Genomic DNA, 23,022 nt, shown 5'->3' with positions numbered 1-23,022 from the left:
TTCTACGACCATTAAAATAATGAATGAACATGCTTCACTACATTTTCTACTGTAAAGCCATATTCTTCGATAATTTTATTTCCATTAGCTGATGCACCAAAACGATCAATCGCAATGATAGCACCTTCTGTACCTACATAACGCTCCCAACCAAGGGATGATGCCATCTCAATACCTACACGCTTCTTGACTGCTTTAGGTAGTACAGATTCTTTATATGCTGCATCCTGCTTGTCAAAACGATCCCAAGAAGGAATACTTACAACACTCACATCTTTTCCTTCCTCTTTAAGTGCTACTTGTGCTTTTACCGCTAATTGCACCTCAGAACCAGTTGCTACGAGAATCGCATCAGGTGTTTCTTTAGAAGATGGGCTTACGATATATCCACCTTTTTTCACACCTTCATACGCCTTTTCCGCAGTCCCTTCAAGTGTTGGAAGGTTTTGACGTGTTAGAACAAGAGCTGTTGGTTGATCTGTTGATTCTATTGCTAAACGCCATGCAGCTTGAACTTCATTTCCATCAGCTGGACGAATCACTGATAAATTAGGCATTGCTCTAAATGCTGCTAATTGCTCAACAGGCTCATGTGTTGGTCCGTCTTCTCCTACTGCAATCGAGTCATGTGTTAATACATAAGTTACTGGTAAGTTTTGAATAGCAGATAAACGTACTGCTGGACGTAAATAGTCACTGAATACGAAGAATGTACCACCAAATACTTTTAATCCACCGTGAAGTGCCATACCATTTAATGCAGCTGCCATCGCAAATTCACGTACACCGAACCAGATGTTACGTTTGTCAGGCTCTGCTGCAGAGAAATCACCAGCATCTTTTAAGTTAGTTTTATTAGAGCCTGCTAAATCAGCGCTTCCACCAAATAAGGATGGTACAGTTTTAGCGATAGCATTTAATACTTCACCAGATGTTGCACGTGTAGCGGCTGTATCTTCTCCTGCCTTATATACAGGAAGGTCTTTATCCCAATTTTCTGGCAATTTATTTTGAATTGCATCATCTAGCTCTTTAGCTAGTTCAGGAAAAGCATTTTTGTAAGAAGCAAATAATTCGTTCCATGCTTTTTCTTCAGATTCGCCTTTATCCACAATTTTAGTTTGGAAATCTTGGTATACTTCGTCAGGAACGTGGAATGGTTCATGCTCCCACTTATAAAATTCTTTTGTTAAGGTCACTTCATCTGCTCCTAATGGGGCACCATGAGATGCAGAAGAGGCAGATTTGTTAGGTGAACCATAACCAATAACGGTTTTTACCTCAATTAACGTTGGTTGATCCGTATTTTCTTTGGCTTTCGCAATAGCTTCTGATATGGCCTTCGTATCATTACCATCTTCTACTAAGATTACTTGCCAGCCATATGCTTTAAAACGATCTGCTACATTTTCGGAGAAGGATTTATTTAATTCACCATCCAAAGAAATATCATTGGAATCATAAAGTGCAATTAATTTGCCTAGCTTTAAGTGAGCGGCTAATGATGCCGCTTCGTGAGAAATACCTTCCATTAAATCCCCATCACTTACAAGGGCATAAGTGTAATGATCTACTACATTATAATTGTCTTTGTTATATTTAGCTTCCAAGTGTTTCTCAGCCATTGCCATTCCAACACTCATAGCAATTCCTTGTCCAAGCGGACCAGTTGTCGCTTCAACCCCATCCGTATGATGCACTTCTGGATGTCCAGGAGTTTTGGAATCCCATTGACGGAAATTTTTTAAGTCCTCAATAGTAACTTGATAACCGGAAAGGTGTAACAGGCTGTATAAAAGCATGGAACCATGACCTGCTGACAATACAAAGCGATCACGATTAAACCATTTTGAGCTTTTCGGATTATGTGTCATATGTTCTGTCCATAGAGTGTAAGCCATTGGTGCTGCACCCATAGGTAAACCTGGATGACCAGAGTTAGCCTTTTCAATTGCGTCTATTGACAAAGTTCGAATCGTATTTATCGACATTTGTTCAACTTGATTTGACATGTAATTATCCCCTTTCAATAAGCAAAATATGTACGCACATCTATAATCCTATAACGAAATGCCAAATAAGACAAGTATATATACGAAAAAAGGTGTTTTTTTCTCGTAACTATTTGAAATGATGTACTTAAATCCGAGAAATAGTGTACACTATTTCTTGGATTTAAGTTTTTTAAGCTTCTCTGGTGTCACATCATTTCCATTTGGGTCAACGACTGTCATCCCTTTCATATGATTTTTAAATGATTTTCTCACATTTTGCAAATACTCTTGACGTAGCTGTTGTTGTTCCTCTTTTTCTTTATCAGATAAGCGGACTTTTTTTGCTTTATTGGCCAACTCATTAATTCGAGCAATTTTTTCCTTTGAAAGCATTTTTAAGCTCCTTTTTTTGATTACTAGGGTATAACCTTTTTCAAAATTAGAAAAAGAGCATACTCACAATTGTATACTCTCTTCATTGTAATTTATTTTTTTTATTTTTTTCAAGCATAATGTATTCTTGATAGCGTCTATGGATCGTGGCCTTAGAAACTTCATAGCCCATCCCTTTTAAGATCGAGGCAATCTCTTGAAAGGTTAGCTTATTTCCTTTTAACCGAACTACTTCATCGATTGGAAATTCCTTTCGTTCTCTTCCCTTAGCGAGATGTTGATTAGTTAGGTTGTCTGCTGGGTTATAACCATTTTGGACTGCCTTTTTCATCCCTCTTTTTATTTTAGCGTTATGTAGCTTTCGTTGGTATTCCTCTACAATAGATACTATTTGTAAGACCATGGAATCCCCTTCAGAAAGCTCTAACTTACCACCTTGCGATAATGAATAGATGTCTACCTCTAGCTTAGCTATTTGATGTAATAAGGCAATTTTTGCATTTCCCCTACCTAATCTTGTTTCGTCTTGGATAAGTAGAAGGTTTGCCTGCTTTCTTTGAAATGCTTCGAGCATATCAAAAATCCCTTCTCTTTCTACCTCATAGCCACTTTGCTTTTCTTTGATTATTTTTACTACATTTATATTGCTTTTTTTAGCAAACTCTATTAACTCCTCTGTTTGCCTTTTTAATGACGTTGACTGAGTATCCTTTTCTGTACTAACTCTACTGTATATAATGGCATGCACGGACTACGACTCCTTAAATACTAAAGATAATAGAACTATACAAGAAAATAAGCACTATAACAAAAGAAAATAAATAAAATAAGTCAATTTTCGATAACTTTTTTAACATTTTTACCCCTCCATAGAACTTTTGTTCGTACTTTTATTATATACGAACAGAAGTTCCTGTCAAGTGTTTTTTTCGAACGAATGTTTGTGAATTTAGAAATGGTATGATATACTATTTTTAATAAATCATACGCAAAAGGAGTTTCATAAATGACAAATTTATCAAAACGACAAGAGCAAATCCTTGCCTATATCAAGGAACAGGTCGATTTAAAAGGTTATCCTCCTTCTGTTAGAGAAATTGGCCAAGCCGTTGGGTTAGCTTCTAGTTCTACTGTTCATGGCCACCTTGCTAGACTTGAGAAAAAAGGATATATTCGCCGAGATCCAACAAAGCCTCGTGCTATAGAAGTACTAACTCAAGAAGGGGAAGCAGATATTCCTCAAATGGAAGCAATGTTTGCTCCTGTCATTGGTAAAGTTACGGCAGGTCTTCCTATTACCGCTGTTGAAAATATTGAAGAATATATTCCGATTCCAAGCACTGACACACATGACAGTGACCAATTATTTGTATTAGTAATTGAAGGAAACAGTATGATCGAGGCTGGAATATTAGATGGTGATAAAGTGATTGTTAAACAACAAAACACTGCACAAAATGGGGAAATTGTGGTAGCTATGACTGAAGATAGTGAAGCAACTGTAAAAAGATTCTTCAAAGAAAAGGATCATATTAGATTACAGCCCGAAAATGCTACAATGGATGCACTTATTTACGATAATGTGAGCATCTTAGGTAAAGTGGTTGGGTTGTATCGTCATTTATAAAAAGGAAAAACGAAGATCATAGGTCTATGATCTTCGTTTTTTTATACAATATATACGTTTTAATCTCGTTCTAACTTATGTTCCGTTTCCTCAAATAATATGTCTAATTCCTCTATTTTTCGGTCTATATCTTCTTTTGTAATCACATGCGGGAGACCTTCTTGTTCATGCTTTCGAATACTTAAACTCATACATATTCCTCCTGATATGATTTCTAGATATTATATTATTCGCCATTTATTCTCAGAATCCTTGTTAAGATTTGTAAAATTAACTATTTATTTTACATTGCATAAAATATAGAGATTCGACTATAATAGGAACATATGTTTGTTACCTGAGGAGTGAGTGTAATGAGATACATTGGTGAACAAGAATTTAAAACAGCAACACGATTCTTATTTCTCACGATGACCATTCAAGTCATCCAATCTGACATTAAGCGATTGGAAAAATTATCCCCTTTTAAAATTAATGAGCCCTATTTGGCACTACTGCATCGATTAGAGATCAAAGCTACCGCCGAAAGACGATTGTTAAAACAAGAAATGTACAAGGAAAATATACAAGTTATCTTATCTGACAAAGATGGCACGTTTACCGAATATACATTTATTTGCAAAGGAAAGGAAGAGAAACGAAGATACTTCAACCCCGCTATTCGTAGTAAGGTGAGGAATATGATAGAGGAACTAATTAGTGGTGAGGAAAACAAAACAGAAACCTGTCAATAAATGGTAGGTTCTTTAGGTCATGCGTAAGTGCGTCGCTTTAATGCACCATATACCTCTTGGGCATGTTGATCACCATGTTTAGAAAGATGATGTTCTATATCCACCCTTTTTTCTTCAAAAAAGGGGTGAACTTGGGTGGTGTCTGCTATATGATAGATCCCTATTAAAATCTCCACGCCTTCACTTAATAAGAAGCAGTCTACTGTCTTCAGTAAAATATGGATAATAGCTGGAATCTGAAGAAATGCCTCTTCAGAAGTTAATCCCTCGACCAGATTCTCATAGGCATTTTGAAAATACCATTCATCATTTTCTAACTTTTTCTCCCAATCCTCAAAAATATTTAAGATAGCATTCTCCATCCTTTTTCTGTACTTTCTCCAATTAGACTTTTGTTATATTTCTGCTGTGTAAAAATTAACATATAAAATAAACGTTTGGAGAAATGTCCAAACGTTTATTCGTTAATTAAGATAATGATATTAGATGCTCATAACGCCACCTTTGGAAGCATTTGTTACGAGTTTAGAATATCTACCCAACCAGCCATTTTTAATTTTAGGCTCAAAAGGTTTTAGTGATTTTTTACGTTCTGCTAACTCTTCATCGGATAAGTCTACATTTAATGTACGGTTAGGTAAGTCGATCTTGATAATATCTCCATTTTCAATTAACGCAATTGGACCACCTTCTGCCGCCTCTGGAGATATATGACCAATTGAAATACCACGTGATGCTCCCGAAAAGCGTCCATCTGTTAGAAGTGCCACTGTTTTCCCTAAGCCACGCCCCATGATAGCCGATGTAGGTGCTAGCATTTCTGGCATTCCCGGCCCACCTTTTGGTCCTTCATAACGAATGATCACAACATGCCCTTCCTTCACAGTGCCATCATCAATTGCAGCCTGTGCTTCATCTTGAGAGTTAAATACAATAGCTTCACCTTCGAACACTTTGATAGAAGGATCTACAGCACCTACTTTAATTACAGCACCTTCTGGAGCGATATTTCCGAATAGGATCGATAAACCACCAACAGGGCTATATGGATTGTCAATTGGACGAATAACTTCTTTATTTGTAATTTCATAGTCGCTGACAAGATCACCCATTGTTTTGCCGGTAATCGTTAAGCGTTCTGGATGAATGGCACTAGGTATCTTTGTTAACTCGTTAATGATCGAGCTTACACCACCGGCCCTATTAATATCATCCATCGAAATGTCGGATGCTGGCATAATTTTTGCAAGATATGGTACACGTTCAGCGACTTTATTAATGTCTTCAAGATCATATTCAATACCTGCTTCACGAGCAATGGCTAGTGTGTGCAATACCGTGTTGGTGGAACCGCCCATTGCCATATCTAGTGCAAATGCATCGTCAATTGCTTCTTTTGTAATAATATCACGAGGCTTTACATCCTCTTCAATCATACGAACTAAATGTTTTGCTGCTTCGTAGATTAGTTCTTTACGTTTTTCACTAGTAGCGACAATCGAACCATTTCCTGGAAGGGCTAAGCCTAGCATTTCCATTAAACAGTTCATGGAGTTTGCTGTAAACATACCAGAGCAAGATCCACAAGTCGGACAAGCATTCGCTTCAATATCGTTAAATTCTTCTTCCGTCATTTTACCAGCTTTATATGCACCGACACCTTCAAAAACAGATGTCAAGGAGAGTTGTTTTCCACTTGAACTCATACCAGCTTCCATCGGCCCACCTGAGACGAAAACAGAAGGTACATTTGTACGAGCAGCTGCCATTAACATACCTGGTGTAATTTTGTCACAGTTCGGAATGTAAAATACACCATCAAACCAGTGAGCATTAATTACTGTCTCTGCACTATCTGCAATTAATTCACGACTTGGCAAGGAATAACGCATACCAATATGCCCCATCGCAATACCATCATCTACACCAATTGTGTTGAATTCAAATGGAATACCACCTGCTTCAATAATGGCTTCTTTTACTACTTTCGCAAATTCTTGTAAATGAACATGACCAGGTATAATATCAATATAAGAGTTACAAACACCAATAAATGGTTTCCCCAAATCCTTTGCTTTTACTTTTCCTGTAGCATACAAAAGACTACGATGAGGGGCACGATCTACCCCAATCTTAATCGTATCACTTCTTCTCATCTGCACACACCCCTGTATTTTTTATATGTAATATGTATTTTATATCGACAGTTGTCTGCTGTCAATAGTGTTGTATGAGGTCTTAAAAAATTTCTATCATTATAGGCTTTACTTTTGCCACAAAAAAACATCCTGTGCTTAACAAGATGCCATATATCCTTATTCAATTCCTAATTCCTTCATAGCGTGTAGAATATGTATTTTCATGGCGCTTTTTGCACCTTCTGGATTACGATTTTTCATGAATTCCATAATCATTTTATGATCATTAATTGTCTCTTTAATCGCTAGCTCTTTTTTCTTAGAAAGAATAACTCCTTTGTCAATCGCTTGATAAATAACAGGCATAAGCTTTTCCATAAATTCATTATGGGTAGCTTTAACAATTGATTTATGGAAATTTTGTTCAACTGCTGTCCTATCCTCATTCCGGTTAATTCTCTCTTCAATTTGGAGTCCATATTCTAGAATTCGCTTTAACTCAACATCCGTCGCTCGAATCGTAGCATAATAAGCAGCTTCTGGCTCAAATATTAGGCGCATTTCATATAAATCCTTCGCGTTAATTTTAGCATCTGTCAAAAAACTTAAGGATTCTATGTTATTTACATCAATATCTTCTTTGATATAAGTACCTTTCCCTCTTTTAATCTCTACAATACCATTTGTCACTAAGATTCTAATCGCTTCGCGAAGGGTTGTCCTGCTAATATTAAGCTCCTCGGAAAATTCATTCTCGTTTGGAAGCTTATCGCCCGGGTGAAATCTTTTTTCAATTGCAATCATGGACATAATATCATCCGCTACGCTATCTGATAATCTTTTTTGCTCCATATAATTTATTCCACCTTATTGTCTTTTAGAAAAGACATTTCCAAATCTGTTATCCATTTCAAAAGTTCTTGCTGTGTTGTTAACAATTTAATGGCTGGTCCGCTGTCGGTTCCTATTTGATGATTTATTTGACCACTATCTAAAGTGATAAACAAGATTAATTCATTGTTTGCCAAATCGTTGGATCGAATATAGATGAAGCTTAAGTCAGGCTCTAAACCATTCAAATAATCTACCGAATCACCGATTAAAGGAATGGATTGGATTTGCTCCTTTAATAGTTGAATATCCTGCTCCGTCCAAATGATATTCGTTTCAATTGTAGAAAATCCGAAAGATAAATACGTGTCTAAACTTAATCGAATAGTGGCACCTACTTTTACTTTTTCCTTTAATTCCATTTTAAGCTCTACCCTACTATAATCATAGTGTAAATCTTTTAAAGAAACCAATATTAGCGCTCCTATTCTATTTTGAATTTATTCGTTTTCTATAGCCTTTTTTAGGTATAGTTGTATTATATACCCAAGCAATAGTTTCTGTACATACTATATTTAAATAAGCAGATACTTCTATTTTTCATAAATAAAATGATCTAAAATCAAGAAAGAGCCGCACCACGGCTCTTTCTGTTCATCTCATTATGCTTTTACCCAATTCACAGCTTTATTACTTGATGGAGAAGGAGGAAACTGTTCGCCTTCTTCCAATCTAATTTCTGTATCACCCTCGTTAGTGGATCCTTCGTTAACTAAACTGTCAATCTTGAATAAACCACTTTCCGGGGCCTTTTCTCCTGTTTTGTAAGTTTGCTTGTTTGCCATGATTCTCCACCTCCTAATAAATTCAAAAGCTAATTATTAGCTTTTCTATAAAAATGTATACCACTGATTTACGTATATAAACATTAAAAGGCTTTAAAATAGAAATGTAATATTTATGTAATATTTATGTAATTTTAATTGAACCTACGCTTATCTTTAATGTGTAGCTTTTTCTAAACATGGGTAATGTAGAGTGAAAATTCAATTTATGGAAGGAGCGGACTTAGTATATGCGAATACCAAAAATTAAAAATTATACAAATGGGGATACAAAGGACATAAGCATAGCGGGTCAGTCATTAGAAATTTATTTTAAAGAAAAATATGCTTCCTTACAATTACTTGGGGATATATTAGTTGGTATATTTTTTGTAAGCGGTAGTATATTAAATTTCTTCCAAAGTGTAAGCTTATACGGGAATATCCTTTACTTATTAGGAAGTATTTCTTTGACTATCCGCCCTTTATTAAAAATAACCAAAAGAATTTGGATTTACAAACAGAATCCTAATTAATTCTAGTTCACGATCTAATTGTGATTTGAGCATTAAGATTATACTGTATAATTACTTATACAAAGGTTAGCGGCACCTACCTTTTAAGTGGGTGCTTTAGTACTTTATTCTGGTAGTAAAAAAATCGAGTACTAATAATGACTTAAAAAGAATAGGAGCTTAAGCAAATTGGTTAAATTAAAGGATAGTAATATTGATTTCGATTGTAATAAAGAAACCCCCTATTTTCAAGTTACGTCAAAGCAAAGAATTAGATTGGCTATAGAAGATTTAAATATTAGCTTAATCCAAACAATTATTGGGGATATATTTAAAGAGGAGGATAAAATAAGTCTTATATTTTTATCCGAATACTATTTAAATAACATTCGTCGTTCTACAAGGTCCAGAATCGGGAAAATAATTAACATTACCAACTGGCATGAGACTGTAGTTAGAGAGGAAGCTAGTGGTAATGGGGAAGTATACGTTACGATAAAGAATTTAAATCGTGAGGATATATCGAAATATTGCTCAGCATTTTATAAAGGTCATACGGAAGCTTATATTTCTTTTTTTAACGATGAATTTCTGTTATATGTTAGCAGTGATGTTAGAAAAATAGAAAACTTAAAGCAAAATTATTCTGGTTTATTTAATAAATATCATGAAAACGGTTATTAAAATAACTAATTCCAAAATTTTGGATATGTAAGGTATAGTCCCTATCCACTGGCACTACAAGGAGCTGTGGCTAAGGATAAGGACTGAACATAAAGGGGACGACTTAAAATACTGAAACACTGTTAGTTTATTTTAGATTTTCTTGTGCAACGGTGGAACGATTAACCATCCTTTTTCTTTATTTAGTCGAAGGGCTTTTGCTCCAACTTGGACTTTGCTCATATGGAACTGTCCAAATAACATGGCAATGTCTTCACGTATAGATTGTCCAATGGCTTGACTACATGCAACAAGACCTTGAGAAATGTTCAAAGAGATGGCTGAACTGATTTCTGGATCGTTCAATCTTGCACCAACCGGAATATCTTCTAAATCGGCAACAGATTTATCTGGTGGAGCAGGTGGAAGAGCAACCCCATTGACCTTAAGTATTTCCTCTATTTCTTGAGTCTCCTGTTTACTTCCTTGTACAAGTTCTTCTAACAAACGTTTTAAGTCTTTATCTCCAGCATGGTTATACATGGTCTGATAACTGGAAGAATTTCCTTTAGCTACTGCTAGGAAACTCCAAAGACTAAAAACTTCACCATAGTGTAGAGGTTCTTTTTGTTGATATCCACTTAAAATACCCAAATAACTCACTCCTTCGTTTAATTACATATGTATTTTGAGTAGTTTTGAGCCAGTATATTCATAAAAATACAAAATCCCACCACTTTTTGGTGATTGGCGTTGAAAAATAGCAGTATTCATCATCGCATTGCTTTTATAGTTTGGATAAAATTATAAAAGATATATATTTCGAATTATATATTAAATGATGATTAATTTTTGTGGGTGTTGTTGTGAGCGCCTTAAATCCCAGGAGTGTTTGTATGAATTTAGACAACTCAATAAATTTGTCCAACATAAATATTTCTTATTTGTCAATAATATAACTAAATAATTCGTTTAACATAGTATAAGAGGTGATCATTTGGATAAAGAGGATTTAAGGCTCACATCAGCTGAAATTGGAACATTGTGGGGAGAATATGTAAATGGAACAGTCGTTGATATTGTAAACAAATATATGTTATCTATCATAGAAGACGAACAAATAAAAACTCTTTTTGAAGATGCTATAGAAACTTTTGGTAGCCAAAAGAAACAGATTTCAACCTTTATCGAAAATGAAGGATTCCCTGTACCGGTTGGATTTACGGAAGCAGATCTTAATAAAGAGGCAAAAAGGTTATTCTCGGACATTTTCTGTCTACATTATTTGCACATTATGACATTGCATGGGTTAATAGGGCATACGACTTCATTCAGTACTTCAGTGAGAAAAGATTTAAGAGATTTTTATGATTTATGCATCGATAGTGGTAAAAAAATGTACCATCAAACAATTGAATTACTATTAGAAAAGGGACATTTCCAAAGAGATCCGTATTTTTATCCTGAAATAAACCCAGATTTTATTTCGGGACAACAATTTTTGGATGGGTATTTTGGGGATCAACGTCCTTTGGCTGCAACAGAAATAATTAGCATCTCTTTTAACATTAAGAAAAAGATAATGGAAAAATCCCTTTCCATTGGATTCAGTCAAGTAGCACAATCAAAAGAAGTTAGAAAATTTTTAAAGTTAGCACAGAAAACATCTGATAAGCAAATTCAGTCATTTGGGGAAATATTGCATCAAGATAATTTACCTGTACCAATGTCATGGGAATCAGAGATCACAACCTCCCAAGATTCACCTTTCTCAGATAAATTGATGGTATATCATATAGGTTTTCTATTACAAACCGCACAAGCCTTCCATGGGGCTGGACTTGCAACAGCAATGCGAACAGACCTAGTTCTGAATTATGAACAAACCATCTTAAAAAGTTTAATGGTTACGAAAGAATGGTTTAATATTATGACGAAAAATAAATGGTTAGAACAACCACCACTCGCTCCAAATAGAAAAGAGATTGCAAAAGATAAATAAAATAATAAGAACATTTTTAAGAAGGTCTGTACCAATGAATAAGAGTGTTGTTGAAAAACTAATGTGGAGTATCGCTTTTCCGGGGTTTGGACAGTATTTAAACGGTAAGTTATTTAAAGGAACATTTCTTTTGATAATTGAAATTCTGATTAATGTACAAGCTAATTTTAATCAAATCATACTTTTTAGTTTCCATGGCGAGATCGGGAATGCCATAAACCATGCAAACTATCAGTGGTTGATGTTTTACCCATGTCTATATTTTTTTTCTATGTGGGATGCAGTGAAAGATGCAGGTGGGGGAAAAAGTCATTATTCTTTTCTCCCATATGTGTTTTCTGCATTTTTTGTAACAGTTGGGTTGATTCTTTCTTCAAACTTAACTATATTCGGGGTGTTATTGGGGCCAGTATGGCTTCCGATATTGTTTGTTTTGCCTGGATTAATAACAGGTATAATTATTAAAAAAATCATAACAATACTCAATAAACCTTCCAGATCATAATCATCCATCTTTTTCAATTCTCTTTTCACCAAGCTCCATTTATTTTAGAGTTTAGGTGACACCTGCCCGTTACAACTTTTAAAAATAAACATACAATACACTATCTGAGCTCAAGGAGGTGTTTCTAACTATGAGCGGTGGTACTGGTTATGGCTACGGTGGTGGCTTTGCATTGATTGTCGTATTGTTTATTCTACTAATTATTATTGGCGCATCCTTCTATGGTGGTTATGGTTATTAATATAATAATGATCTCGCACCCATAAAACCTCTTATTATGGGAGATACAGATAGGAAGTAACCTCCTTTCTGTATCTCCATTACATAGTCCATCACTCTTTTTCATCACTTACGACAAAAGAGACAATATTAGTTAGTTTCGGTATGAATGATTGTATAAAAAGCAAAATATACAACAGGATTTCCAAAATACAAAAAGGATGCCTTGGAAGAATCACGAAAACACAAAGCATCAATAAATTTTATGAGGCGAATTTGGGGTAAAGCATATGGGGACATAATATCCAAATATGTCCATAACCAAACAAAAACCCCTCAACACCAGAAGTGTCAAGGAGTTTCCTTCCTTAAAATGCGGAAATGTATTGTTCTCTTTCCCAAGGGTGAACCTGTGTACGGAACATATCCCACTCAATTTCTTTTGATTCGATAAAGTGTTCAAATAGGTGTTCACCTAATGCTTCAATGATTACTTCGTCTTTTTTCAATTCTTCTAAAGCATCAGCTAATGTTGCAGGTAAATCTTGAATACCATTAGCTTCTCTTTCTTCTTTGTCCATAATATAAATATTGCGATCAATTGCTTTTGGTGCTTCTAGATTATTTTTAATACCATCTAAACCAGAAGCTAATAGCACAGATAGAGCTAAGTAAGGGTTCGCCGCAGGGTCTACACTACGAACTTCCACTCTTGTACTTGCACCACGGGAAGAAGGAACACGAATTAATGGACTACGATTTGATCCAGACCATGCCACATAACAAGGTGCTTCATAGCCCGGTACTAAACGTTTATAAGAGTTTACTGTTGGGTTTGTTACCGCAGTAAAGGAAAGGGCATGCTTAATCGTACCAGCAATAAATTGATAAGCCGTTTCACTTAATTGTAATGGACCATTCTCATCTAAGAATGTATTCGTTTTTCCTTTAAACAAAGACATATTACAGTGCATACCAGATCCATTGACACCGAATAATGGTTTTGGCATAAATGTTGCATGCAAACCGTGCTTACGTGCAATGGTTTTTACTACTAACTTGAATGTTTGAATATCATCGGCATGTTTAAGAGCATCGGAATATTTAAAGTCAATTTCATGTTGACCTGGAGCTACTTCGTGGTGAGAAGCCTCTATTTCAAATCCCATTTCTTCTAATTCTAATACAATATCACGTCGGCAATTTTCACCTAAATCTGTTGGAGCAAGGTCAAAATAGCCACCTTTATCATTTAATTCAAGAGTAGGATCCCCTTTTTCGTCAAGCTTAAATAAGAAAAATTCAGGCTCCGTACCAATATTAAATGCGGTAAAACCTAAGTCTTCTGCAATTTTTAAATTGCGTTTCAAGTTATAACGCGGGCAGCCAGAGAAAGGAGTACCATCAGTATTGTAAATATCACAAATAAAACGTGCTACTTTACCTTTTTCTGATGTCCAAGGGAATACAACAAATGTGTTTAAATCTGGATATAGTTTCATATCAGATTCTTCAATTCGAACAAATCCTTCAATAGAAGATCCGTCAAAGACCATTTGATTATCCAAAGCTTTGTCTAATTGGCTTAGAGGAATTTCTACATTCTTAATTGTTCCAAGTAAATCTGTAAACTGTAAACGAATAAACTTGACATTTTCTTCTGCAATTTTGCGTTTGATCTCTTCTTTAGTTAATCCCATTCATTTATTCTCTCCTTTATTGTTTAATGGAAGAACCTAGATAGTTCTCCCTGTCTTAACGAAGTTTTGCCCAATCTGCCCGCATCCATTAATTCTTTTTGCAGGATTTTGCGAAGTTCTTTTTCCGATAATTCTTCTTCGCTTACTTTCTTTTCTTCCGTTTTTGGCATTTCCTTGATCAACATTACTTGTTTAATGCCAGCCAAATTAATTCCTTTTTCAATCAACTCTTTAATCTCCAATAGACGATCTACATCATTAAACGAAAAAAGACGTTGATTACCTTCTGTGCGAGAAGGATGAATTAATTGGTGTTGCTCATAATAACGGATTTGTCTTGCTGTTAGCCCTGTCAAGGACTTTACAATTCCGATAGAAAATAAGGGCATAGAACGTCGATCGATTTCGCTCATTACATAAACCCCTTTCTATAAAATTATGATATACTTATTATACATTATGCAGGTTATCTGTCAAGGGATGTTAGAAAACCTTACATATAAAATGGCGAATCATTCTTGATGCTATAAATTGCACTTGTGACGGCTAATTTAACATGAGCATAAGTTAAGCCACCCTGAACAAAAGCAATATAAGGGGGACGAATCGGACCATCGGCAGTTAATTCCAAGCTTGCACCTTGCATAAATGTACCTGCCGCCATAATTACCTCATCTTCGTATCCAGGCATTGGTGCAGGATATGGTACTACATGTGAATTAATCGGAGACTGAGTTTGAATGGTCTGACAAAATTGAATCATCTGTTCTGCTGTATCAAACTCTACCGATTGAATGAGATCTGTTCTTTTCTCATGATAACTAGGAGAAGTACGAAAACCGTGTGAATTCAATACATAAGAAGAAAAGACAGCACCGCGAAGTGCCTCACTCACGGTATGTGGTGCTAAGAATAATCCTTGATACATTTCTTGAAGCATGCCAAGGCTTGCACCAATTTCTTTCCCGATTCCAGGTGCAGTTAAACGAAATGCAGCCATTTCCACTAATTCTTTTTTTCCTGCTACATAGCCTCCCGTTCTCGCGATCCCTCCACCTGGGTTTTTGATTAAAGAACCTGCGATGATATCTGCACCAACTTCTAGGGGTTCCTTCGTCTCTACAAATTCGCCATAGCAATTATCTACGAAAATGATCAGATCTTTTTTTATTCTCCTAAGCTCTTCGATTGCTTTTTCTATTTTTTCAATAGAAAGTGATGGTCTACTATCATATCCTTTAGAGCGTTGAATGGCGACAACCTTTGTATTTGACTGGATAGATTTTTCTACTTCCTTCATATTAATGTCCCCATCAAGAAGTGGAACATAATCATACTCAATGCCAAAGTCTTCTAACGCCCCTCCCTTTCTATCATCTGATTTAATTACTTGTTCTAACGTATCATAGGGCTTACCTGTTATGTAAAGCAGATGATCATTTGGGCGAAGCACACCAAATAGCGCTAATGTTATGGCATGGGTACCGGAGGAGATTTGTGGGCGAACAAGGGCATCCTCGGCTTTGAACACCGAGGAATATACCGCTTCTAGCTTATCTCTTCCATAGTCGTCATAACCGTAGCCAGTAGTTGGATTAAAATCACTGTCACTTACCGCTAGCTTTTGGAACGCTTCTAACACCTTCTTCTGGTTATATAATTCGTTTGCTTGTATTCTTTGCAAATATGGCTCAATTTGTTTCTCTATTTTTTTAATTTCTTCTGAAATCGTCATTGTTGCTGGAACTCCTTTATTTCACGCATAATGGGATGGCTTTGGTCGACAAAGCCTTTCACTAAATAGCCCTCTGTTACTTCCTGATAAGCCAATTCATCTATAATAGAATGCTTTTTTAAACGATTAAGTGTTCGACTTTCACTTTCAGGAATAAGACATTGATATGGCTGCATTTGTTCGGAAAGAAATGCTTCGATTTTTTCCTTTAATTGTAATAAATCTGCCTCATTCCTCGCACTCATTAAATAATATGGATGGCTATGTGGGATAAAATCATCCGAATCGATCAAATCTTTTTTATTATAGATGGTCAATACCGGTATTTCACTAGCTTCTAGTTCCTTTAATTGCTGTAATACCGTTTCTTCATGATCCTCTTTATCTGGTGCTGCTACATCGATAACATGTAAGATTACATCAGCTTCTTTTACCTCTTCTAAAGTCGACCGAAATGCTGCGATTAGTGATGTTGGTAAATCCTGAATAAAACCAACTGTATCTGTTAAGATTAGTTCCAATCCTTTTGGAAGTCGTAGCTTTCTTGTCAACGGATCAAGTGTTGCAAATAACTTATCTTCCTGTAATGACTCACTTCGAGTCAAGGCATTAAAAATGGTTGATTTCCCTGCGTTCGTATAACCGACAATAGCAATTTGCAACAAGTGATTTTTCCTTCTTTTACTACGATACTGTTCCCTTTGATTGACAACTGACTTTAATTGATACTTAAGCTCATCCATTCTCCTTTGGATATGTCTGCGATCTGTTTCTAACTTTGTTTCACCTGGACCTCTTGTTCCAATTCCAGCCCCTAGTCTCGAGAGATCGGTACCCTGACCACGTAATCTTGGAAGCATGTACGCATATTGCGCTAATTCAACTTGCAATTTTCCTTCCCTTGTTTGCGCTCTTGCGGCGAATATATCTAGAATAAGCTGACTTCTGTCAATAATTCGAACTTCAAGGTAATCCTGAAGATTCCGAATTTGCCCCCCAGATAACTCATGATTGGCAATCACCACATCGATTTCTTCTTCTACACATATAGCTTTAATTTCTTCAAGCTTTCCTTCGCCGACATATGTAGCAGGATGTGGATTGATTCGTTTTTGTGTAAGGGTATGGACAACCATACCATCAGCTGTTTTTACTAAAGCCTTTAATTCCTCTAGTGAATAGATAAATCGGTCATTCTCGTCTTTCTCTGTCATAATTGCGATTAACAAAACTCGTTCTATTCTGATCACCTACTTTTTATCACTCAAATCAAATGGCGCTATTCATCATAGCGCCACTTTTTTATTCCTTATCTAGTGTTACATTTTTAGCTGGAGAAAATGTAGAAATAGCATGCTTAAAAATTAACTGCTGCTTACCTTCAGTTTCAAGCAGAACAGTAAAGTTATCAAAAGCTTTTACTACTCCTCTTAATTGGAAACCATTTGTTAAGAAGACCGTAACGGGAATGCGTTCTTTTCGTAATTGATTTAAGTATTGGTCTTGAATATTGACTGATTGAGACATTGCAAATCCTCCTCATTTTTCTCTATACTTTACTAATTCTATTTTTTTATTAGGAATCCTTCTAAATCACTTAAAATAATTCGAAAAACTTTCTCCTTCGTCTCAGGAAGTATGGAATACCATTGTACCGGCATTTTATTTTTGAACCAAGTATATTGTCTTTTGGCAAACCTTCTAGAATTTCTTTTCAAAAGATCCAAGGCACCTTCTAGTGATATCTCGCCTTTATAATATGGTATCAATTCCTTATATCCGATCCCACGCATAGACTGTGTGTGTTCATATCCATTATCAAGCAATTTCTTCACTTCTTCTAAAAGGCCATCTTCTACCATCTGATCCACTCTTGCATTAATTCGATCATACAATACAGCTCGGTCCATATCTAATCCAACAATATAAGCATCATAGAGCATCTCATTCTGATCCTGTTGGTATTCTGTCATCGTCTTGCCTGTCCGATCATATACTTCTAATGCTCTTATTAATCTTCGCTTATTATTGGGATGTATTTTCTCTGCTTGTTCAGGATCGATTTGCTTTAATCTCTCATAAACTGCTTCTATACCTTTTGTTTCGATTTCTGATTCAATTCTTTGCTGATAAATAGCATTACGTTCTTCCTCTGCGAACTGATAGTCATAAAGTACGGATTGGATATATAAACCCGTGCCACCGGCAATAATCACGGTTTTATTACGCGCAGCAATTTCTCGAATGGATTCTCTAACTCTTTTTTGAAAATCAGCAACTGAAAAAGAGTCTGCTGGATCTAAAATGTCAATAAGATGGTGAGGAATACCAGCCATTTCTTGCTCCGTTACTTTTGCCGTACCAATATCCATTTCACGGTATACCTGCATGGAATCTCCGCTAATTATTTCTCCATTAAATTCTTTGGCAACTTTAATACTTAAAGCTGTCTTACCAACAGCAGTTGGGCCTACTACTACGATTATTTTCTGCTTCATACTTGCTCCCTTTCATGGGTGAACACTTCTATCATCACTAGTATACACGATAACGATCATTTCTTCATCTTTTTACATAACTCGTTTAAACATTTTCTCCATTTCATATTTTGTAAATTGAATAATAATCGGTCGTCCATGAGGACAAGTAAAAGGCTCCTCGCAAGCTCTTAAATCATCTAGTAATCTTCGCATATCTTCCAAGTTTAAATAATGATTCGCCTTTATCGATCTTTTACACGACATGAGGATCGCTGCTTCTTCTCTTAACTTAGGAATATTTACTCTCTGATCCCGTATTAATTGATCGATAATCTCACGAATAATTTCCTCTTCTTCCCCTTTCGGAAACCAGCTAGGATAAGAACGGATAAGATACGAATGGTGGCCAAATGATTCAAAGAATAAACCTATTCTCTTTAACTCTTCCGAATATTGTTCAATAAACAGTGCTTCTTGCTGTGTAAATTCAAATGTGATTGGAACAAGTAAATCCTGCAGTTCTCGTTCTACCTCCCCAATTTTTTCACGGAAAAACTCATACTTTATCCGCTCTTGGGCTGCATGCTGATCAATGATATATAACCCTTCATCATTTTGAGCTAGAATATAGGTTCCATGATGCTGTCCGATTGGATAGAGTGTTGGTACTCGTTCCTCTATAGATTCGTTTTCTATCTCTTGTTTTTCGTCCTGTTCCAGCCAATTTTCATGAAGCAATATCTCCTCGGAAGATGTTGCGATATTGTCATCATGTTGTTGCTCGATGTTTGGCTCTACTAAAGGACCTTCATTAATCTGAAAATTAGATGCACTATCCTCCTGAAGAGTTGGCTGTTCCTCTGTTGGCTGAGAGGATTCTTCGAAATAAAACTGTGGCTGGGCCGTTTTTTCTTTTTCTACAGACTTAGGTGCACCACTTGGTATTAAGGTTTCTTGATGAAAAGCATCCTTAATCATTTGTTCAACAGCTGCAAATAGCTCTTTTTCTTTACTAAAACGCACCTCTAGTTTGGTTGGATGGACATTTACATCAATTAAGATTGGATCCATTTCGATTTGTAATACAACAATAGGCTGACGACCAATCGGAAGAAAGGTATGATATCCATTGGCAATCGCTTTTGCTAAACCAATACTACGAACATATCTCCCATTAATTACCGTTGTAATATAATTCCTCGACGCTCGTGTTATCTCTGGTTTTGCAATATACCCTTTCACTTCATAATCCATTGTCCGCGCTCTAACTGGAATCATTTTTTTCGCTACTGAAAAACCATAAATGGCTGCAATAATTTGTAATGTGTCCCCTTTTCCGGAAGTTTGAAAAATTCTTTTACCATTGTGTGTTAGTTCAAAACGAATATCCGGGTGGGAAAGTGCCATCCGATTAATAATATCAGTAATGTGCCCTAATTCAGTATGGACGGTTTTTAAATATTTTAACCGTGCAGGCGTATTAAAAAACAAGTCTTTTACCGTAATCTCTGTTCCTCTTCTCGCATCACTATATCCTTCTGATTGTAGCTCTCCACCTTCCAGCTCCAGCACGGTTCCTGCCTCTTCACCTGTCGAAGTCTGAATTCGCAATCTACTAACAGCGGCAATACTTGCTAATGCTTCACCTCTAAAGCCTAATGTCTTCACATGAAAAAGGTCATTTTCATTCGTAATCTTACTTGTTGCATGTCGTAGAAAAGCATTCTTACATTGATCAGCCGGGATTCCCACTCCATCATCTGTTACTTTAATGGTTTGAAGTCCTGCTTCTTCTATATCTACTTTTATCCAGTTACTTTTGGCATCTACACTGTTCTCTACCAGTTCCTTTACGACAGAAGCTGGGCGTTCTACTACTTCTCCTGCCGCAATTTTATTGGCTAGAAAATCTGGTAGTTCCATAATTTTCATCATAGAATCAACCCTTTTTTACCTGTTTTTGCAATTGATATAATTGATTCATTGCTTCCATTGGTGTCATTTCTAAAATGTTTAACTTTTTTAACTTATTGACAAGTTCTGACTCTGCTTGTTTTTCTTTTTGCTTCATTGGTTTCTCTTCCACAAAGAAGCTCATCTGCTCTATATCAGATGCTTCAGAGTCTATGGAACGATGAGTCATACTGCTGTCGTTATGTTCCAATTGCTCTAAAATGACGTTGGCTCGATTGATCAAAGAATCGGGTAAACCAGCAAGCTTAGCGACATGGATTCCATAGCTCTCATCCGCAGCACCTTGATGAATTTGATGTAGAAATACGACTTCCTCGTTAATTTCTTCTGCACGAACGTGAATATTTCTTAACCCATTGAGCTTTTCTTCTAAACTAGTTAACTCATGATAGTGTGTAGAAAATAGGGTCTTGGCATGGATATACTCATGAATATGCTCAATAATCGCTTGAGCAATGGCCATTCCATCATACGTGCTCGTGCCTCGACCAATTTCATCCAGTAGAATAAGACTATTGTTCGTTGCGTGTTGAACAGCATGCTTTGCCTCTAGCATCTCCACCATAAATGTACTTTGTCCAGATACAAGATCATCTGCAGCACCAATTCTAGTGAAGATCTGATCAAATATAGTAAGCTGTGCTGATTTTGCTGGAACAAAACAGCCAACCTGTGCCATGATGATAGTGAGCGCTAATTGTCTCATATACGTACTTTTACCAGACATATTTGGCCCAGTAATTAGTAACATAAACTTATCTTCATCTAATTGAATATCATTTGGGACAAATGCCTCTTCTTTCATGACTTTTTCTACTACAGGATGACGGCTTTCCACAAGCTTAACACTATTAGTATTTGTGAAGGTTGGGCGAACATAATTATTCTCTTCACTAACCGTTGCAAAGCATTGTAGAACATCGATTTCACTAATTCGTTCCGCTAGCTTTTGTAAGGCAGGGATATACTGTTTTACCTTCTCGCGAATTTCCAAAAATAATTGATATTCTAGCTCAACGCTTTTTTCTTCTGCTTCTAGTATCAGTTTTTCCTTCTCTTTTAAATCATTCGTAATAAATCTTTCTGCATTTGTTAAAGTTTGTTTTCTTTCATATCTACCTTCTGGAATAAGGTGAAGATTGGCCTTTGTTACTTCGATATAGTACCCAAATACTTTATTAAAGCCAACCTTTAATGACTTTATATTCGTTGCTAGCTTCTCTTTTCTTTCTAGCTCTGCTATCCAGTCCTTTCCATTACGGGAGGCATCTCTATACTGATCTAGTGTAGCATGAAATCCGTCCTTTAGGATATTGCCATCTGTAATCGATAATGGTGGCTCCTCGATAATACTTTCTTCCAATAAGTTGGTTAGTTGTGGTAAGGAATCTAACTCTTCTGCTAATTGATTTAGTGCTTTATTATCAAAATGATGTAGTAATTGTTGTATCAACGGAACATTTTTTAATGATTTTTTTAATTGAATGAGATCACGTGCATTAACATTTCCAAAGGAAACCCTCCCTGATAGGCGCTCTAAATCATAAATAGATCTTAATGCTTCCCGTAAACCTTCTCGTTCCATAAATTGATCATAAATACCTTCTACCATATCTAAACGGGCTTCAATCAACGAGCTTGTGAGCAATGGCCTTTCTAGCCATTTTTTTAATTTTCTTGCCCCCATTGCCGTTACTGTGCGATCAATGACCCATAACAAACTCCCGAATTTTTCTTTTCTCATCATAGAAGCGGTAATTTCCAAATTGCGTTTGGAATACATATCCAAGGTCATGTATGCTTCTAATTCAATTTCTTGCGCCTTCTTCAAATGTTCAAACGAACGTTTTTGAGTTTGAAAGAGATAATTGTATAGTGTCATACAAATATCGTGTAGCTCTCTATTCCTTACATCCTCAATTAATATCTGCATATTATCAGGAAATTTCTCGTGACGAGGGGTAGAAAGCGTCAATTGCATTTTTTCGATTAATTCGCGTTGATAATCCTCCTCTAGCTCCTTCTCTACAATAACCTCCTTTATCGGGCGATTAAATAATTCACTTAATACTGCTTGCCAGCCTCTGGTTATTTTCATTACGAAGGTTTCCCCTGTTGTCATGTCAGAATAAGCAAAAGCAAACGTAGATGGACCTATTTTTTCTATAGCTGCTAAATAATTATTCTCTCGGTCATTTAGCATTTTTCCTTCCATCACCGTACCAGGTGTGATCAATTGGACCACTTCCCGTTTTACTACACCTTTTGCCACTTTTGGATCCTCCACTTGCTCACAAATGGCTACCTTATAACCTTTTTCTATTAATGTTTTTATGTAATTTTCGGCAGAGTGGTACGGTACCCCACACATCGGAATTCTGTCTGCTGTTCCTCCATCTCTACTTGTTAACGTAATTTCTAGTTCTTGTGCAGCTTTCTTAGCATCTTCAAAAAACATTTCATAAAAATCGCCTAAACGAAAAAATAGAAAACTATCTTTATAGTCAGATTTTATTTTTAAATATTGCTGTATCATCGGCGTATAACCCATTATTTTTCCTCCAACATTGCTATCATTCATTCCACATTATAACACAGAATAAGAAGAGTTGAGAAAGGTTGAAGTCAAAAGCTATTACATGAAAGAAAAAGGAAGATTTGATATAGTTAAACTAGATGTTATAAAAG

General features: G+C 36.0%; 25 protein-coding genes. 7 read left to right on the top strand and 18 right to left on the bottom strand.

Annotation, left to right across the window (positions count from 1 at the left end):
* Positions 1-11 precede the first annotated feature (11 nt).
* From tkt to ACZ5R4_RS01980, 3 genes are all read right to left on the bottom strand, one after another.
* Entirely contained in the window at positions 12-2,012 is a 2,001-nt protein-coding gene (gene tkt / locus ACZ5R4_RS01990; RefSeq protein ID WP_109984372.1) for a transketolase, read from the bottom strand.
* Positions 2,013-2,162: 150 nt separating this feature from the next.
* Positions 2,163-2,387, bottom strand: a complete 225-nt coding sequence (locus ACZ5R4_RS01985; protein WP_054859451.1) for a DUF896 domain-containing protein — start codon at positions 2,385-2,387, stop codon at positions 2,163-2,165.
* An 82-nt stretch (positions 2,388-2,469) separates the two neighbouring features.
* Positions 2,470-3,135 carry a YneB family resolvase-like protein gene (locus ACZ5R4_RS01980; protein WP_109984373.1) on the bottom strand — a complete coding sequence of 222 codons (666 nt, stop codon included), beginning with the start codon at positions 3,133-3,135 and terminating at the stop codon, positions 2,470-2,472.
* Between the two features lie 258 nt (positions 3,136-3,393).
* On the opposite strand from ACZ5R4_RS01980, the gene lexA reads away from it, so the two are divergent.
* Complete coding sequence (lexA, locus tag ACZ5R4_RS01975) at positions 3,394-4,014, top strand: transcriptional repressor LexA (protein WP_054789277.1); 621 nt, start codon at positions 3,394-3,396, stop codon at positions 4,012-4,014.
* 59 nt (positions 4,015-4,073) lie between these two features.
* Here lexA and ACZ5R4_RS01970 read toward each other — a convergent pair whose 3' ends face one another.
* Positions 4,074-4,205, bottom strand: a complete 132-nt coding sequence (locus tag ACZ5R4_RS01970; RefSeq protein WP_277677881.1) for a hypothetical protein — start codon at positions 4,203-4,205, stop codon at positions 4,074-4,076.
* A 162-nt stretch (positions 4,206-4,367) separates the two neighbouring features.
* Here ACZ5R4_RS01970 and ACZ5R4_RS01965 point away from each other — a divergent pair, with 162 nt between their 5' ends.
* Entirely contained in the window at positions 4,368-4,748 is a 381-nt protein-coding gene (locus ACZ5R4_RS01965; protein WP_054789303.1) for a hypothetical protein, read from the top strand.
* Between the two features lie 17 nt (positions 4,749-4,765).
* On the opposite strand, the gene ACZ5R4_RS01960 is transcribed toward ACZ5R4_RS01965, so the two are convergent.
* The 5 genes from ACZ5R4_RS01960 to ACZ5R4_RS01940 form a co-directional block, all read right to left on the bottom strand.
* Positions 4,766-5,110 carry an ABC transporter gene (locus ACZ5R4_RS01960; RefSeq protein ID WP_109984374.1) on the bottom strand — a complete coding sequence of 115 codons (345 nt, stop codon included), beginning with the start codon at positions 5,108-5,110 and terminating at the stop codon, positions 4,766-4,768.
* A gap of 120 nt (positions 5,111-5,230) precedes the next feature.
* Complete coding sequence (gene ilvD, locus ACZ5R4_RS01955; RefSeq protein WP_109984375.1) at positions 5,231-6,904, bottom strand: dihydroxy-acid dehydratase; 1,674 nt, start codon at positions 6,902-6,904, stop codon at positions 5,231-5,233.
* A gap of 159 nt (positions 6,905-7,063) precedes the next feature.
* A complete protein-coding gene (locus ACZ5R4_RS01950; protein WP_054859456.1) occupies positions 7,064-7,738 on the bottom strand; it encodes a FadR/GntR family transcriptional regulator in 675 nt (224 codons plus the stop codon).
* Positions 7,739-7,743: 5 nt separating this feature from the next.
* Positions 7,744-8,190: a hypothetical protein gene (locus ACZ5R4_RS01945; protein WP_054789305.1), complete on the bottom strand. Its 447-nt coding sequence runs from the start codon at positions 8,188-8,190 to the stop codon at positions 7,744-7,746.
* Positions 8,191-8,379: 189 nt separating this feature from the next.
* The gene (locus ACZ5R4_RS01940; RefSeq protein ID WP_054789306.1) at positions 8,380-8,562 is read right to left on the bottom strand and encodes a YjzC family protein; all 183 of its coding nucleotides are present in this window, start codon (positions 8,560-8,562) and stop codon (positions 8,380-8,382) included.
* Between the two features lie 230 nt (positions 8,563-8,792).
* On the opposite strand from ACZ5R4_RS01940, the gene ACZ5R4_RS01935 reads away from it, so the two are divergent.
* Both ACZ5R4_RS01935 and ACZ5R4_RS01930 read left to right on the top strand, forming a co-directional pair.
* The gene (locus tag ACZ5R4_RS01935) at positions 8,793-9,077 is read left to right on the top strand and encodes a YrhK family protein (protein ID WP_109984376.1); all 285 of its coding nucleotides are present in this window, start codon (positions 8,793-8,795) and stop codon (positions 9,075-9,077) included.
* Between the two features lie 168 nt (positions 9,078-9,245).
* Positions 9,246-9,740: a hypothetical protein gene (locus ACZ5R4_RS01930; protein ID WP_109984377.1), complete on the top strand. Its 495-nt coding sequence runs from the start codon at positions 9,246-9,248 to the stop codon at positions 9,738-9,740.
* Between the two features lie 132 nt (positions 9,741-9,872).
* Here ACZ5R4_RS01930 and ACZ5R4_RS01925 read toward each other — a convergent pair whose 3' ends face one another.
* Positions 9,873-10,373 (bottom strand): DUF3231 family protein, encoded by a 501-nt coding sequence (locus ACZ5R4_RS01925; RefSeq protein WP_054789308.1) that lies wholly within the window; start codon positions 10,371-10,373, stop codon positions 9,873-9,875.
* Positions 10,374-10,716: 343 nt separating this feature from the next.
* On the opposite strand from ACZ5R4_RS01925, the gene ACZ5R4_RS01920 reads away from it, so the two are divergent.
* The 3 genes from ACZ5R4_RS01920 (at position 10,717) to ACZ5R4_RS01910 (ending at position 12,467) form a co-directional block, all read left to right on the top strand.
* A complete protein-coding gene (locus ACZ5R4_RS01920) occupies positions 10,717-11,721 on the top strand; it encodes a DUF3231 family protein (protein WP_464368009.1) in 1,005 nt (334 codons plus the stop codon).
* A gap of 34 nt (positions 11,722-11,755) precedes the next feature.
* Positions 11,756-12,226 (top strand): hypothetical protein, encoded by a 471-nt coding sequence (locus ACZ5R4_RS01915; RefSeq protein WP_109984379.1) that lies wholly within the window; start codon positions 11,756-11,758, stop codon positions 12,224-12,226.
* Positions 12,227-12,356: 130 nt separating this feature from the next.
* The gene (locus tag ACZ5R4_RS01910; protein WP_109984380.1) at positions 12,357-12,467 is read left to right on the top strand and encodes a YjcZ family sporulation protein; all 111 of its coding nucleotides are present in this window, start codon (positions 12,357-12,359) and stop codon (positions 12,465-12,467) included.
* A gap of 346 nt (positions 12,468-12,813) precedes the next feature.
* Here ACZ5R4_RS01910 and glnA read toward each other — a convergent pair whose 3' ends face one another.
* From glnA to mutS, 8 genes are all read right to left on the bottom strand, one after another.
* Positions 12,814-14,145 (bottom strand): type I glutamate--ammonia ligase, encoded by a 1,332-nt coding sequence (glnA, locus tag ACZ5R4_RS01905; protein WP_277677875.1) that lies wholly within the window; start codon positions 14,143-14,145, stop codon positions 12,814-12,816.
* Positions 14,146-14,168: 23 nt separating this feature from the next.
* On the bottom strand, positions 14,169-14,558 hold the full coding sequence (locus ACZ5R4_RS01900; RefSeq protein WP_054859460.1) for a MerR family transcriptional regulator: 390 nt from the start codon (positions 14,556-14,558) through the stop codon (positions 14,169-14,171).
* Between the two features lie 80 nt (positions 14,559-14,638).
* Positions 14,639-15,880, bottom strand: coding sequence for a methionine gamma-lyase family protein (locus ACZ5R4_RS01895; protein WP_464368008.1), 1,242 nt, complete (start codon positions 15,878-15,880; stop codon positions 14,639-14,641).
* Complete coding sequence (gene hflX, locus ACZ5R4_RS01890; RefSeq protein WP_464368007.1) at positions 15,877-17,109, bottom strand: GTPase HflX; 1,233 nt, start codon at positions 17,107-17,109, stop codon at positions 15,877-15,879. The genes ACZ5R4_RS01895 and hflX overlap by 4 nt, the downstream gene beginning before the upstream one ends.
* A gap of 73 nt (positions 17,110-17,182) precedes the next feature.
* Positions 17,183-17,407, bottom strand: coding sequence for an RNA chaperone Hfq (hfq, locus tag ACZ5R4_RS01885; protein WP_054788850.1), 225 nt, complete (start codon positions 17,405-17,407; stop codon positions 17,183-17,185).
* A gap of 38 nt (positions 17,408-17,445) precedes the next feature.
* Entirely contained in the window at positions 17,446-18,378 is a 933-nt protein-coding gene (gene miaA, locus ACZ5R4_RS01880; RefSeq protein ID WP_109984386.1) for a tRNA (adenosine(37)-N6)-dimethylallyltransferase MiaA, read from the bottom strand.
* Between the two features lie 72 nt (positions 18,379-18,450).
* Positions 18,451-20,292, bottom strand: coding sequence for a DNA mismatch repair endonuclease MutL (gene mutL, locus ACZ5R4_RS01875; protein WP_464368462.1), 1,842 nt, complete (start codon positions 20,290-20,292; stop codon positions 18,451-18,453).
* A gap of 7 nt (positions 20,293-20,299) precedes the next feature.
* Entirely contained in the window at positions 20,300-22,885 is a 2,586-nt protein-coding gene (mutS, locus tag ACZ5R4_RS01870; RefSeq protein WP_464368006.1) for a DNA mismatch repair protein MutS, read from the bottom strand.
* Between the last annotated feature and the right edge of the window lie 137 nt (positions 22,886-23,022).

This window comes from Gracilibacillus sp. JCM 18860 (genome assembly GCF_055395245.1).
The sequence above is the reverse complement of the archived record's forward strand: the minus strand, read 5'-3'. Positions and strand labels throughout refer to the sequence as shown.